Source organism: Dyadobacter sp. BHUBP1, assembly GCF_050587785.1.
Classification (GTDB): Bacteria; Bacteroidota; Bacteroidia; order Cytophagales; family Spirosomataceae; genus Dyadobacter.
Window position 1 is genome coordinate 126,657 of sequence record NZ_JBOBIH010000005.1, and the last position, 13,488, is coordinate 140,144.

Annotated in this window: 17 protein-coding genes; 7 read left to right on the forward strand and 10 right to left on the reverse strand. The window is 49.6% G+C overall.

Annotation, left to right across the window (positions count from 1 at the left end):
- The first annotated feature begins 2 nt into the window (after positions 1-2).
- Complete coding sequence (locus tag ACQ4MZ_RS20465; protein WP_430847948.1) at positions 3-869, forward strand: sensor histidine kinase; 867 nt, start codon at positions 3-5, stop codon at positions 867-869.
- Here ACQ4MZ_RS20465 and ACQ4MZ_RS20470 read toward each other — a convergent pair.
- The 5 genes from ACQ4MZ_RS20470 to ACQ4MZ_RS20490 form a co-directional block, all read right to left on the reverse strand.
- The gene (locus ACQ4MZ_RS20470) at positions 834-1,463 is read right to left on the reverse strand and encodes a response regulator (RefSeq protein ID WP_430847950.1); all 630 of its coding nucleotides are present in this window, start codon (positions 1,461-1,463) and stop codon (positions 834-836) included. The two genes, ACQ4MZ_RS20465 and ACQ4MZ_RS20470, sit on opposite strands and share 36 nt — an antisense overlap.
- A gap of 334 nt (positions 1,464-1,797) precedes the next feature.
- On the reverse strand, positions 1,798-2,799 hold the full coding sequence (locus ACQ4MZ_RS20475; RefSeq protein ID WP_430847952.1) for a bestrophin family protein: 1,002 nt from the start codon (positions 2,797-2,799) through the stop codon (positions 1,798-1,800).
- Positions 2,800-2,874: 75 nt separating this feature from the next.
- Positions 2,875-3,312, reverse strand: a complete 438-nt coding sequence (locus ACQ4MZ_RS20480; protein ID WP_430847954.1) for an SRPBCC family protein — start codon at positions 3,310-3,312, stop codon at positions 2,875-2,877.
- Positions 3,313-3,317: 5 nt separating this feature from the next.
- Positions 3,318-3,719 (reverse strand): VOC family protein, encoded by a 402-nt coding sequence (locus ACQ4MZ_RS20485; protein WP_430847956.1) that lies wholly within the window; start codon positions 3,717-3,719, stop codon positions 3,318-3,320.
- Positions 3,720-3,802: 83 nt separating this feature from the next.
- Complete coding sequence (locus ACQ4MZ_RS20490) at positions 3,803-4,660, reverse strand: TraB/GumN family protein (protein ID WP_430847958.1); 858 nt, start codon at positions 4,658-4,660, stop codon at positions 3,803-3,805.
- Positions 4,661-4,812: 152 nt separating this feature from the next.
- On the opposite strand from ACQ4MZ_RS20490, the gene ACQ4MZ_RS20495 reads away from it, so the two are divergent.
- The 3 genes from ACQ4MZ_RS20495 (at position 4,813) to ACQ4MZ_RS20505 (ending at position 7,698) form a co-directional block, all read left to right on the forward strand.
- On the forward strand, positions 4,813-4,956 hold the full coding sequence (locus tag ACQ4MZ_RS20495; RefSeq protein ID WP_430847960.1) for a GtrA family protein: 144 nt from the start codon (positions 4,813-4,815) through the stop codon (positions 4,954-4,956).
- A 139-nt stretch (positions 4,957-5,095) separates the two neighbouring features.
- The gene (locus ACQ4MZ_RS20500) at positions 5,096-6,154 is read left to right on the forward strand and encodes a LacI family DNA-binding transcriptional regulator (RefSeq protein WP_430847963.1); all 1,059 of its coding nucleotides are present in this window, start codon (positions 5,096-5,098) and stop codon (positions 6,152-6,154) included.
- Positions 6,155-6,291: 137 nt separating this feature from the next.
- A complete protein-coding gene (locus ACQ4MZ_RS20505; protein WP_430847965.1) occupies positions 6,292-7,698 on the forward strand; it encodes an enolase C-terminal domain-like protein in 1,407 nt (468 codons plus the stop codon).
- An 8-nt stretch (positions 7,699-7,706) separates the two neighbouring features.
- Here the strand turns inward: ACQ4MZ_RS20505 and ACQ4MZ_RS20510 are convergent, their stop codons facing one another.
- The 5 genes from ACQ4MZ_RS20510 to ACQ4MZ_RS20530 all read right to left on the reverse strand — a co-directional run bounded on the left by ACQ4MZ_RS20510 (position 7,707) and on the right by ACQ4MZ_RS20530 (position 10,140).
- Positions 7,707-8,150 carry a TlpA family protein disulfide reductase gene (locus ACQ4MZ_RS20510; protein ID WP_430847967.1) on the reverse strand — a complete coding sequence of 148 codons (444 nt, stop codon included), beginning with the start codon at positions 8,148-8,150 and terminating at the stop codon, positions 7,707-7,709.
- Positions 8,151-8,241: 91 nt separating this feature from the next.
- The gene (locus ACQ4MZ_RS20515) at positions 8,242-8,808 is read right to left on the reverse strand and encodes a DinB family protein (RefSeq protein WP_430847969.1); all 567 of its coding nucleotides are present in this window, start codon (positions 8,806-8,808) and stop codon (positions 8,242-8,244) included.
- 43 nt (positions 8,809-8,851) lie between these two features.
- On the reverse strand, positions 8,852-9,385 hold the full coding sequence (locus ACQ4MZ_RS20520) for an SRPBCC family protein (RefSeq protein ID WP_430847971.1): 534 nt from the start codon (positions 9,383-9,385) through the stop codon (positions 8,852-8,854).
- A gap of 83 nt (positions 9,386-9,468) precedes the next feature.
- On the reverse strand, positions 9,469-9,849 hold the full coding sequence (locus tag ACQ4MZ_RS20525; protein WP_430847973.1) for a DoxX family protein: 381 nt from the start codon (positions 9,847-9,849) through the stop codon (positions 9,469-9,471).
- A 12-nt stretch (positions 9,850-9,861) separates the two neighbouring features.
- A complete protein-coding gene (locus tag ACQ4MZ_RS20530) occupies positions 9,862-10,140 on the reverse strand; it encodes a hypothetical protein (protein WP_430847975.1) in 279 nt (92 codons plus the stop codon).
- 267 nt (positions 10,141-10,407) lie between these two features.
- On the opposite strand from ACQ4MZ_RS20530, the gene ACQ4MZ_RS20535 reads away from it, so the two are divergent.
- From ACQ4MZ_RS20535 to ACQ4MZ_RS20545, 3 genes are read left to right on the forward strand one after another with little or no spacing between them, the layout of a single operon-like run.
- Positions 10,408-11,262 carry a hypothetical protein gene (locus ACQ4MZ_RS20535; RefSeq protein WP_430847977.1) on the forward strand — a complete coding sequence of 285 codons (855 nt, stop codon included), beginning with the start codon at positions 10,408-10,410 and terminating at the stop codon, positions 11,260-11,262.
- A gap of 4 nt (positions 11,263-11,266) precedes the next feature.
- Positions 11,267-12,196 carry a hypothetical protein gene (locus ACQ4MZ_RS20540; protein ID WP_430847979.1) on the forward strand — a complete coding sequence of 310 codons (930 nt, stop codon included), beginning with the start codon at positions 11,267-11,269 and terminating at the stop codon, positions 12,194-12,196.
- Positions 12,196-13,359 (forward strand): adenylosuccinate synthetase, encoded by a 1,164-nt coding sequence (locus ACQ4MZ_RS20545; RefSeq protein ID WP_430847981.1) that lies wholly within the window; start codon positions 12,196-12,198, stop codon positions 13,357-13,359. Before ACQ4MZ_RS20540 ends, ACQ4MZ_RS20545 begins: the two co-directional genes overlap by 1 nt.
- Positions 13,360-13,488: the final 129 nt, after the last annotated feature.

The window sequence follows — 13,488 nt, forward strand, 5'->3', positions numbered from 1 at the left end:
TCATGGTTTTGACAGTGGTGTCCCTGCTGGCTTTTCTTCTGTGGGTGCGGGACCGTTACTTCCGCCTCGATCTTGCGAAAAGAGAATTGGAACAACAGGTGGAAGACCTGTCGCGAAGGCTTGAATACAGCAATGGACTGAAACAGAAAATCACGATGATGATCGCCCATGATCTTCAATCCCCACTGCATTTTCTGAATGTTCTTTCTGATCATGTATCGCGTTTTGCAGCCAATAATCAGCTTCCCGAAGTGAAGGCGGGCACCGAGGAAATCAAGAAAGCGACCAGCAATATCCATGCCTTTGTGAAGGAAGTTAATTTATGGGCCCGCTCGCAGCACGAAAACTTCCACCCGGCCCGGCATTCGTTCTCATTTAATGAACTGGCGGGGGAATTGCAGCAGTTTTTTGAAGATATGGTGCTGCTCAATAAGAATGTGCTGCTGGTGGATTGCCCGGAAGATGTTTTCGTTTATACCAACCGTGATATTCTGAAAGCAATCCTGCGAAACCTGATCGACAATGCCAACAAACATACGCGCGGTGGAGAAGTGCGGCTAGTTTTAACCAATTCAGAAAATGGCCCCGTGCTTATCGTCAGGGACAACGGAAGCGGAATGCTTGCCAGCGAGTTGGAGAAAATTCAGCGCCGGCTCTCCAACCCGGTCGTCAATGCGCCGGTGGAACCGAATAGCCGGCTCGGTTATCAGTTGGTCGCGGATTTCGCGCATACGCTGGGCTTCACAATGTCCGTTAAAAGCAGCCAGGGTGCAGGCACGTCCGTGAGTATAGGCGGCCTGGTAATGCACAGCCCGTTTGGTTCCTGGCTGCATTCAGCCGAGGTTATAGGCGTCTGCCAGCCTGACTAATGCACTTCTATTCTCAATATTGAGCTTCTTGAATATCCTTCGCTTGAACGTATTAACCGATGTGTACTGAACTTGTAGAATCTCACTGATTTGCGTAACGGAATAATCCTTGGCGAGGTAAATCGCCACCTGAAATTCCCTGGTAGTAAGCTGATCGAAAGGATTGGCCGATTTGCCCGCCAGCGTGTCGTTTATCAGGATCGTGGCCAGGTTGGGACTCGCATAACGTTTTCCATTCAGGATGGTCGTTACCGCTTTCAGAAGTTCTTCTGGCGACGAATCCTTTTCCAGGTAACCATGTGCGCCCTGTTGCAACGAGCGTTTGCCGAAAATGCTTTCGTCATTCATGGAAACTACCAGTACCTTGGTATTTATGTGAAATTCCAGAACCCATTGCAGCAGGACAGTCGAATCCGTCTCCGGCATGTTAAGATCCAGCAGCAGCAGGTCGTAAGCATGCAAGGCAAACTGCGCTTTAACCGACGCTCCGTCCCAGCTTTCGTCAATCTGGCTGTCTTTGAAAAGGTTGTGAAGTGCTAATTTAAGCCCGTAACGCACCAGCGAATGGTCGTCGGCTATTAGTATTTTCATCATTTATCGGACGTTGAGAATATAATCGCCGGCAATATCGCAACATTTCCAGCGGTTCTGCAAATAAACCTCAGCGCGAAAATAACCGCATTCAGCCCACCAAGCCTGATTTTTTTGACTACCGGTATATCGCAGACAACCTCATTGCTATCCGGCCGGATTCATGAATATCCGTAAATAAACAGCACTGGTTGTTTGGGCATATGTTTAAGATATTGAATTTCAATTATTTAAAATGAACAGTCGGCTTTGGCTCGACATTTGTGCGATAAAATGTAGCAAATGGATGCGCGCCCATATTACGAGAAGGACGTATTTAGGAGAATTTGATTTAGTCCTAAAACAACGTTCCCGAGTAGCTCGAAAACTTCGCGGGCAGGTCGGTTTCGTCAAGCATTTCTTTCAGATCTATTTCAATGTTTCGGATGATGGTGCTGATGGGCGTGTCGTTCAGCAGGCCCTCGAAAGGGTTTTCGCTGATATCACCCACGTATTCCATAAACATGAAAACCCAGGAGACGATCATATTGAACGGAATCAGCAAAAACATATACTTCTCGCCCAAATCCACAAACTGAGGCAGCAGACCGAACGGTAGTAAAGTCATGAAAATGAATATAAAAAGCATTGACGTGGTTGCATATTGGCGCGGGAATGGCGTGTTTTTGATCCTTTCGCTTTTGCCTTGTTCGTCGTAGAGTTTCGAAATAAGATCTTGTAAAGCCACATGCTGGTAGGCATCGAGCGAGCCGGCGCGGCGAAGGTCGCGGATGTGTTGTGATTGCAGGTCGAGGATCTGCGTCGCCTGGTTCTTTTTATCCTTGATGGACGCCAGTTCTGGCTCGCACAGGTGTTTCGCGATTTCCACGTCACAAGGTACTTGCGAACGCCTGAATGCCTTGCGCTGGCGTTCGCTCGCGCGGTCGGTGTGCTCCCAGTTGGTTCTTTGGACCATGGTGTTTTTCAATGCGTACAGCCACGCGATGTGCCGGTATATGATGATGCGATTCTCCCGGGCGGCGGTAATGTTGTCCGAGTCGGGCGAACAGGTCGTAAAGGAGCGGACGGCGGCGCTGAACGACCGGCTATGGTTCGTAATGGCGCCCCACACTTTACGGGCCTCCCAGCTGCGGTCGTACGACTGGTTGTTTTTAAAGCCCACAAAAAATGCCGTAGCCGTACCGACGAGCGACACCGGGAGCCAGGGGATCGCCACCCATTTCCAATCGAGATAGTCGTACACAAAAATGGCGATGGAGCCCGTAGCGATCGAAAACAGGACCATCCGCCAGGAATAGTAGTAGACGATAACAGGTGAGAGGTAGCGATTGATGTACATAAGGAGCTATTGAGTGATGGGAGTGAGTAGTTTTTCAGCTCCTAAAATGCAAACAAATCGCTTCCGAGGCAATCGTTACGACGTTTCGGCTACTTCTTTGAGCAAATGCAGCGCAGTTTTCCAGTAAAACTCCATGTGTTTAAATATCTCGAAGGTGAGCAAGTTACTGATGGAGAGGGTTAGAATCGTCTGATTGCTGGTTTCTTGGAGCCCGAAGCGAATAATGGAATAGTTTTCCGGAATGTCGGTGACCATCGAAAGTGAACTCCAATGGGTATATTCCAGTGCATTTGGCGCGTCGAATCGGAGGATTTTTCCCCTGTTTTCAAATACGAGCCCATGCAAATCGCCGCGTTCGAGGCGTGTTCCGCCTTCGCGCCATTCCGTAAGGATTTCAACCGGTGTATCGAGCATCCATTTGGCGATCAGCTCGGGTTGGGTAAGTGCGGCCCAGACGTTTGGTATGGGGGCAGCGACTGATATTTCAAGACCGATGGGTTTGTTTTCGTGCACGGCTATTACGCTTTCGGCCTCCCAAAATACAACAAATACCCATCCGCATCTTTCACCTCAAACCCCCGCAATCCATCATCATTGTTGCAGATAGGCAGAAAGAACTCCACATTCCGCGACGCAAACTCGGCAGCAAGCGCGTCGGGATCGGGCACATACATATAGGCGTCCCAGCGCATAATGCCTTGTTTGACGTCACGTGTATGGTTCGGCACTGGTTCCACACCGATAGCTTTCATCATGATCATCGCGGCGCCGCGTTCAACGATCCCGAAGAAGATATCGTTTTCGTGCGGACCCTGGTAGGTGATTTCGAAACCCAGAAAATCGCGGTAAAATGCTAATGCCACCGGGACATCTCTGACGATGAAGCAAGGGGCGATACAATGAATTGCCGGGTTGGTCATGAGACGAGTGGAGGCTATTGAAGGAATTTTTGCAGCAAGGATCAAGCGTTGAATGCAATGGGCACTTTAAATTGGCCAATTAACTAAAGATTAACAGGCCTCAATATATAACCTTTACTTTTGAGTAATTGAATCAAGCCTGTTTTATATTGCAGATGTTTGAATCCTACCGCGATAAAGCAATTTCCTTCTGACATTTTTTCTTCAATTTTAGGAACCCAATGAGCATTTCGGTCAACGGTTAGCTTTCCGAGACTTACATCGACTTCTTCATCAAGTTTTAGCGGCTGGCTTAACGTTTTGGAATATAATGAGAGGCTCTTTATTTCTTCCGGAGCTTGCTTTTGAAAGGCTGTTTTATCATTAATTACATCCACCAGCATTTTTGCGATATTCCGGTAACCCAGACCATTTATTGCATCGTCTACTTCTTTCGGATTATCTAACTGAAAAACGGGTTTGTTCAATCCATTCAATCGGTTCATGAGAACGCCATCAAATGGCTCATCCTGCTTATTTTTATCTTTCAGTTGCATTGTGAGGGCTATTTGAAACATTGACCAAAGATCAGCATCATTGGTGTGTGGTCGGATACTGCCGTATGGCGACGCGGTGAAGAAGCTATCCACGGTTGCATATTCTGCCGGCGTAAAGAGCGAATCGAGTGGAGGCTGGGTCGTTTGAATCGGAGGAGGAGCGACACCGATATGTGAGCCGCCGGTTTCAAAAAGTGCGAAATCGCAGCTGGTAGCTATGCGCATCACCTGTGGAAAGCTATCAAGCAGAGAAATGGAGGCTACATGGTGAGTTCCAAATAGAAACGATGAACCTTTCAGCCCGTTACCGCTGATCTCCCACAATACCGACTGGTTGTCCTGCCCGAACACTGCGCAGGCACAGTTCAGGATCGCAAATAGGGTAAGGAGCAACGCTTTTTTCATGATGTTTGCTGGTTTTGACTTGAAATGAAGTGTTTTAAACCACTATAATAGTTTCGATTTTGTCTTGCCTCATCACCGTTTATGGCTCTGCCATTTTATATGATTTTTCAAAATCGTGGCTGGGTACCTTCACTTTTTTGATCCCTTTTTCAGTGAAGGAAGTTAATTTGAATAAACTGCTTTCGCAAATCGCGGCGATGGGTGCGAGCTTTTTAAGCAATTACATTTTGCATAAACAATTTACCTTCCGGAATACCGGCTTCTATGACCGGCTCAAAAGATTGCTGCGTATCTGAGTCGCATTTGAACAGTGCGTGACGGTAAATGTCGGCGGATTTCCCCTTTTAACACCAACGGATAGCGCTGAGCGGGGCAGCTTCCTTGCAGGAATGCCCGTGCAACGCCTATATTTATCCCTTCGAACGAAACCTTTGAATGGAAAAAGAGAATGAATTGTTCGGCGTGAAGGAAATCGCCAGGCGCGCCAATGTCTCCACCGCTACGGTCGATCGGGTACTGCATAACCGGACGGGTGTTTCGGAGAAGACCAAGGCGAAGATCAATGCGATCATCAAGGAGATGGACTACCAGCCCAATATCCTTGCCAGCCGGCTGGCTTCCAAAAAGATCATTAACCTCGCCGCATTGATACCCGACGTGTCGGAAGAAACGGATTTCTGGTCGGCTCCGCTGAACGGAATACGCCGCGCGGAGGCGGAAATGAAGCAGTATGGGGTGCAAGTGCAGGTGTTTTTGTTCGATCTGAATGATAAGGATTCGTTCGCGGACCAGATCCGGCGTGTGCTGGATGCAGGTTTTCACGGAATCCTGATTTCCCCTTCGTTCATTGAGGAAACCCGGAAGTTTGCGGCAGAATGCATGCGACGGAAGATTCCATACGTTTTCATCGATTCCGATATTCCCGACCTGCGCAGCCTCTCGTACATAGGCCCGCATCTGCGCAAGAGCGGGTACGTAGGCGCGAAGCTCCTGACTTATCGGCTGGAACCGGAGAAGAAGGTGCTGATTATCAATATTTCCAAGGAGATTGACAATTACAATTACCTCGAAATCGAGGATGGTTTCAGGGCGTATTTCAATGACAATAACCAGCCAAACGAGATTGTACGGATCGATATCCGCGAAACGGACTACCAGTCGGTGGCACGGCACCTTACCTACGTGTTCCATTTAAATAAGGATATCGGCGCCGCTTTCGTCACTAATTCGCGTGTCCATACGGTCGCATCTTTCCTGAAAAACAGTCACCGCACCCACGTATCGCTGATCGGCTACGATTTTGTGACGGAAAATGTGGACTACCTGGAAGACAATGTGATCGACTTTCTGATCTGCCACCGTCCCGATGACCAGGGGTACCGCGGCATAATGGCGCTTTACCAGACGCTCGTCGTCAATGCACCCGTTACGAAGCAGAATTATATGCCTATCGATATCGTAACAAAGGAGAATTACGAGTTTTATCAGAATTAATTCCCCGAAAATGCGGCCCGCATTTCCGAAAACGGGTTGAACGTGCTTTGACGGGCATTTGGGAATAAAATTGAAATATTGGATCAGGGTAGCTGCCTGATATCGAGTCTGGTTATTAGAAACACATTCCCAAACCCATGATTTCCGGAAAACCTGAACACTTCTCCCGACGCGAATTTGCCCGCCGAGCGGGTATACTGGCTGCCGCCGGTATGCTTGCGCCTGAAAACCAATTCCCGAACCCATTTTCGAAACCTGCCGTGAAGAAAATCACCATTAAGAATGTTAGCTCCAACTTTGAGCGGGAGCCATTAAACCCTTACCGTTTCAAAGGCAGTGCCATTACCGACAGCTGGCAGGCTGTTGCCATGCTGGAATCCGACTCGGGTATCCGCAAAGTAGGCCTGGGTACGCAGGGTGTATTATGGTCGGATTCGAAAGTCTTCGCCGCCCATTCCGAAAGTGCCGGGAATGCATTGATGTACGCCATGAGCGAGCATGCTTTGCAAATGATCAAAGGGACGTCGTTCAACGATCCGGTGCAGTTGCTCGATGATATCCTGCCCGAAGTGCTTGCTTATGGCAAGAAAATCACCGGTAATCCGAACCTGCGGAAGACCTTTGCATTGAATGCCCTCGTATGCGTGGATAATGCCGCCTGGCTGCTTTACGCGCAGGAGAACGGCATGAAGCAGTTTGATGAAATGGTGCCTGCCGCCTACCGGCCCGGACTTTCCTACCGGCATGAGAAGGTGGCGAGTATCCCTTCGTTTGCGGTGGGCACTTCGCCGGAGCGCATCAAGCAGGCGGCCGATGAAGGTTATTTTATATTAAAACTCAAAACCGGCGCCGCGGGAACGCAGCAGGAGATGATCGAGAAGGATATCGCCTTCCTGACGGCGGTACACAAGGCGATCGGTCACTACGAAACGCCTTATACCCAAAATGGGAAGATTCCTTACTATTTCGATGCGAATGGCCGTTACGAGAAGAAAGAAACACTGCTCCGCTTTCTCGATCATGCCCAAAAAATCGGTGCATTCGAGCAGATTGCGGTGATTGAGGAGCCGTTTGAGGAAAGCAACGAGGCCTTTGTGGGAGACCTGGGTGTGCGGGTGGCTGCGGATGAAAGCGCGCACACGGTAGAGGACGCCGCACACCGCATTGAGCTCGGGTATTCGGCGATTGCGGTGAAAGCGATTGCCAAGACGCTGAGTATGACCATGAAAATCACCCAGCTCGCCTATGAAAAAAAGGTACCCTGCTTCTGCGCCGACCTTACGGTGAATCCTATCCTGGTCGACTGGAACAAAAATGTGGCCGCCCGTTTACAGCCTTTCCCCGGAATGTCGGTAGGCTTGCAGGAAACGAACGGCCATCAATATTATAAGAACTGGGAAAAGCTAATGTCTTTCCATCCGATGGCGAATGGAAGCTGGACAAAAACGCAGAAAGGCGTGTACCTTACGGATAAGTCGTTTTACGCCGAAAGCGGTGGAATTTTAGCGCCTTCGGCGCATTATGAAGCGATGTTTGCCAACTGAAACGGCTCTCAGATCTGCTTCAATGCTTTGAAAATTTCGGCGTGCGGCTGTTCGCCTTCGAATGTCCTCACCAGGTTTCCTTTTTTGTCGTAAATGGCAATGTAAGGGAACGAGCGGATCTGGTAATAGCGCTGCACAAGGTAGGAGGTCCCTTCTGTACCCACTTTGAAATTCGGGTAAGTACCGAGGCTGTATTGGCTCACAAATGGTTTCAGCATGTCCATGGCCTGAAATGTGACCATAACTACCTGTTTGTTGGCAACCACGCTGGAATTTTTCAGCAGATCTTTGGTGAAGCTCTGGCAGTGTTCGCAATCCGGTGAAAAATAGATGAGTACCACCGGCCCGGCCGCGAGCTGCGACGACGTGTATTGCTGGCCATTAACAAGCCGGATTTGAAAAGGGGCTATTTTTTTACTGGTGGCAGCAACCTGGGCATGGCTGTTAGACATGCCGACCATCAACAATAACAAAAATGATAACTTACGGAACATAGTACCTGGATCGTAAAAATGAGTCCGCAAGTTATCAATCTTTGAGGTATCAGAGGTTGGATGCCCCACTAACTTTTTCCGAAATATTGCGCAGCTGGCGGGTATGCCTTTTCGAATGGCACAATACAAATTGCATCCATTCCCAGCGGGTAAGGTTGGCGATTTGGGGGAATTCGAAATCCGTACACGTAAGCGTGAGGTCTTCGTTGGCTGCAATCTCGCGGATCGCCGCGCGTTCTGCCTTGAATGCTTCGAGCAATTGCTGCTGATCGTGCGGGCCTGCCGACGGGATGATGAATTCAGGCGCTTGATACCTGGCCGTGAAATCGAGGAATATCGATTCGATCACGGGTACATATTGCGCCACCGGGCGGTCGGTTTCCTCGGTTGAGCCGAGTACCGTCTCAGGAATGCCGGATTCGGCCATCAGGATATGTTCAACGACCTGTCCGGCTGTCCAGCTGCCTTCGAACGGGACGATATTGACCTGCCCGGGACTCAATGCGGCAAGGATTGAGTAAAAGTCCTGCTCGGTTTGATCGAGGTCGTGCAATAGCTGTTTCCGGTCCACTGCTTCGTTAGTTTTCGCTTCCGCGGGTGATGAAATGATTGACATAGTTTTTGAATGGATTAGTTGTTGATGGGTCAATTCCGTGTCCCTATTTTTCTAAAATGCCTTTCAATGTCTGAAGGCTCTGTTCCAGATCGGCACCAAGCATGCTGTCCATGACGGTGTTCATCAGGTTCATGGGATAGGCACTTCGCCCGCTCATTCCCCACGACACTTTGGTTTGCGTCGGCGAAATGGCTTCGGTGGTCATCTCGGTCGTGGCAAGTCCTTCGAAGGGTCTGATGAACCGTACTTCAAGGTTGATTTTTTTACCCTCGTCGAGCAACTTAATTTCTTCTTCTCCTTTTCCCACGTCGTCTTTCTGGCTATCCCAGGCGTATACAAAGCCGACTGTACCGTCAGTCCCCCGGTAGTCCTTTTTCATATTCGGGTCCATCATCACCCATTTATTATAATGCTCCTGGTTTTTAATGAATTTGACATAGTCAAATACCTCTTGGCTGGGTTTGTTGATGGTGATCTCCCGTTTGACGCTGTACTCGTTGCTCACAAAAAGTGCGGCCACCAGCGCCAGTACAATGATTCCTGCAACGACAAACAGGATTTTCTTAATGATCTTCATTTTTGAGATGTTTTAGGTTAGAGGATTGGTAATAAGTTGGTTATGGAATTGGCATAAAGACGGGGCCTCGAGCCCGGGCGTCACTAAGCAGTGGCAAAAGTTTGCCGTTGCAATTTGTGATAATAGATATAGGATACCGCGATAAGGGCAAATCCGATGATAAAACCTGCCCACATATCGGGGCCGTCACCGAATGCAATGTGCGAATAAAACGCGCCGAACAAATCATAAAAAATACCCGCATAGGCCCATTCCTTAATCCTGGGATAACCAGGAACGAGGATCGCGATGACGCCGAGAATTTTGGCAACGCCCAGGAAGGGTACTATATAAGCCGGATAGCCGATACGTGTTACGTGCGCGACCGCCTCGGGTGCGGAAATGGCGTCATACACCGCGCCAATGCCGATCATGATGGCCAGCAAGCCGGTAACAACCCAGTAGATGATCCTTGTCTTTTTCATAGTTGATGTAGTTTATATGGTTATAGAATGGGTAGGACTCGCAAAGCTGCCGGGGCGCCCGGTTTCGGAATAAACATCATCCAGAACGGCTGCTTCATAACCGAAGCTTTCCAGTAGCCCTATGACGCTGGTATTGCATATCGCTGCGCCTTCACAACTGATCCGCAATACTTTATCGCAATCTTCAAGATCGAAGGTGGCCCGGTAGCCTGTAAATGCAAGGCAAATCAGATCGATGAGTAACTTCGCCTGGCTCTGCTTCTCCACGGTTGTTTTGAATACCTCTACCATTTGTTCCGATCAGTTTTGGAGCTGTTTTGATCCGCGCTGTTTAGCATTATTCCGATGTTACAAACTAAGTGGGTTCTACGAAGAAAAACAGATGTGATTTGCGACATTGTCAGGGGGTGATTGTGACAAAGGGAATTAGCCCCTTGTTGCACCGATTGCTAATCCATATCTCTCACATGCTCAATGACGTGGGCTTGGTGCCGTTACTTCTGATACCTTGGCGTTCTCTCGGCTATCTGGGGTATTCAAAAAAGGAAACTACGAGTCATGACAGACGACAGCGTATTGATCGCGCAGGTGTTGCAAGCCAACGATTACCAGGTGTTGGCCGCAAGTACAGCAATGACTTATCGGGACATGTTGAAGGCCGTCCATCCGGACAAATGCAGCCATCCCTCGGCGCAGGAAGCTACGAACCGCTTGATCGAACTGTTCCGGCATTTTGGCAGCGGATCTCCTTTTGCTGACGATTCAGGCAAGTTCCTGACCAATAACCACTGGGTGCTCTTTCAGGGCGACAGGCAGGCCGTGGCGCAAGCCAAACGAAACCAGCAGGAAATCGCTGCCGGCGCGCCGGAACATTTCAGGCGTTACATGCCATACAGCTGGGATTCCGATAACAGTTTCTTGCTTTCCCAAAGAGCGATACCGCTGGTGGACCTGACGTTATCGCAAGAGCACGTCAATTGGGTCGTTTCGCGGTTGCTGGAATTTTGTATGCTGCTGCACAGGCACACGGCCCATGCGCACCTGGGCCTCACGCCCGCACAGGTAATGCTCGTGCCCGAAACGCACGGGATTGCTGTGGCCGGTTTTTACCACCTGTCGCCGCTAAATGGCAGGGTGCAGACGATATCGGGCGCTTACCGGCACTGGTATCCCATACAATTGCTGAGAGACAAAAAAGCGACCGAAAATGCCGATGTGGAAATGGTGAAACGCATGGGCGCTTATCTTCTCGGCGACCGTTCGGGGCTTGGTACTTCGCTGCGGAAAACGCACCAGGGGGAGTTTGTAGATTTTCTCCTGAGCTCCGATGACGATTCACTGGCGTGCTACGAAAAGTACCGCGAAATGCTCGACCGAAATTTTCCATCACAATTCATACACTTAAATATTTGAAACAATGGGCTATTCCTCATGGAGTGATGACGCTTACGACAGCGTAAGCCGGGTACGCAGGACGCAATCGATCGACGACAATTTTACACAAAACAAGCTGGGTGTGATCCATCCCGATCTTTCTCCGGAAGGTGTCAACGTCCGCGAGTCGCGGGATTCGCAGTTGCATCCCGATTCGGTGCCGATCATCGTGGCGCTCGACGTAACCGGTTCGATGGGGTCCATCCCCGAAAACCTGATCAAAAACAAACTCGGGGCATTGATGAATACATTGATAAGTAATGGTATACTGGATCCACAAATCATGTTTATGGCGGTTGGCGACCATATTTCCGACGATTACCCCTTGCAGGTAGGTCAGTTCGAGTCGGGTACGATGGAGCTGGATGCCTGCCTTTCAAAGATTTTCATCGAACGGGGCGGAGGCGGACAGAATCGCGAAAGTTACCCATTGGCATGGTACTTCGCTGCCAGGCATACTTCCATTGATTCGTTTGAAAAAAGGCAGGAGAAAGGCTTCCTTTTTACAATCGGCGACGAAGGTTTCCACGATGTAATGGCAGCCGATTTGTTGCAAGCCAAATGTGGGTACCGTGGAAAGGAAAACCTCAGCGCGGCCTCGTTGTTGAACGAAGCTTGCCGGTCCTATTTCATTTTTCACATTCATGCCAATGAAGCCAGCTATCACAATGACCATTTCGTGTTTTCACAATGGAAGGCATTGCTCGGAGAGCGTTTCCTGGTGTTGGAAGACCAGAATAACATTGCCGAGCTCATCGCCACGACCGTAGCGCTGGTAAAAGGGGTTAGTGCGGACGCAGCAATGAGTGGTTTCGACAGCAAAACACGACAATCTGTTTCCAATGCGCTGGTGGCCGTTAAAGATTCACTCGTTCGCCGCGATCATGGCGCTTCCGGCATTATCGCATTGTAATGGCGCATACTCACATTGTTTTGGGGATGGGTTACGGTGATGAGGGAAAGGGCGTTTTTACCGACTACCTTTCCTCTAAACTGGCCCACCCGGTCGTGATCAGATTCAATGGAGGGCATCAATGCGGGCATACCGTTATGCATGCGGATAGTCAGTTGCATGTGTTTTCGAACTTTGGTTCAGGCTCTTTCCGGCAGATACCCGTGTTCTTCTCCCGGTTCTGCACGATCGATCCGACGGGTATTGTACGGGAACTCAGGGCATTGCAGCAATGCGGCATCAGCCCCGTATTGTTTGTGGACCCGCTGGCCATGGTTACAACCCCTTTTGACAAATTCTATAACATCAATGACCGCGCCAACCTCGCTCACGGCACCGTGGGCGTGGGCTTTGGCGCGACCGTCGAGCGGAACCAGGGGCCGTTCAAGCTTTATGCCCAGGACCTGTTTTTTCCTTCGGTTTTGGAGCGTAAACTCGAAGCCGTCCGCGACTATTATCGGACCAGGTTCAAAGCCCGTGGGCTGGAAAGCTGCCTGGAAGCCCTGGAACTGGAAATCATACGGCTGGACCATTTCCTGCGCGATGTGGATAGCGACCGTGGTACCATTCGCTTGTTGACGGAAAGCCGGCTGTTCGAAATGGGTTTTGAAAATTATATTTTTGAAGGTGGACAGGGAATCCTGCTGGATATGGATTTTGGCATCTTCCCGAATGTCACCCGGTCGAATACGACCAGCCGAAATGCATTTGAAATACTGAGCCGCAACGGTCAGCAAACTGCTCCGACGGTTTACTACCTGACCAGGGCCTATCAAACCCGCCACGGAAACGGCTGGATGTCGGCGGAAAACTACCCAGTTGCACTCATCCATAACCTGCACGAAACGAACCGCCCGGGTGGGCACCAGGGGGCATTTCGGACGGGAATTCTCGATACCGATATGCTCAGGTATGCGCTGCAATGCGACGCCAACTTTGCAGGAGGCGCAGAAAAGCAGATGGTTATTTCCTGCATGGACCAGCTGACGGGCTATCAATACCTTTCGGACGGAAATGTGCTGACTGCACCAACGAGGGATTCGTTCCTGAAACAGATTGCGCTTTGCGAAAAGGTCTGGACTAACGACGGACCGGGATCGGACACGATAAGGCAATGGCGCTGAATGGATTGTAAGCTCATTTTCCTGTGTTGATTGCCAGAAGGGTCCCTGAGGTTTTGGCTGAGGTAAAATGTTGTGTACTTATAATATGTTTTATACTTTTAATAATATTGAATGGTTGATGCGAATAGT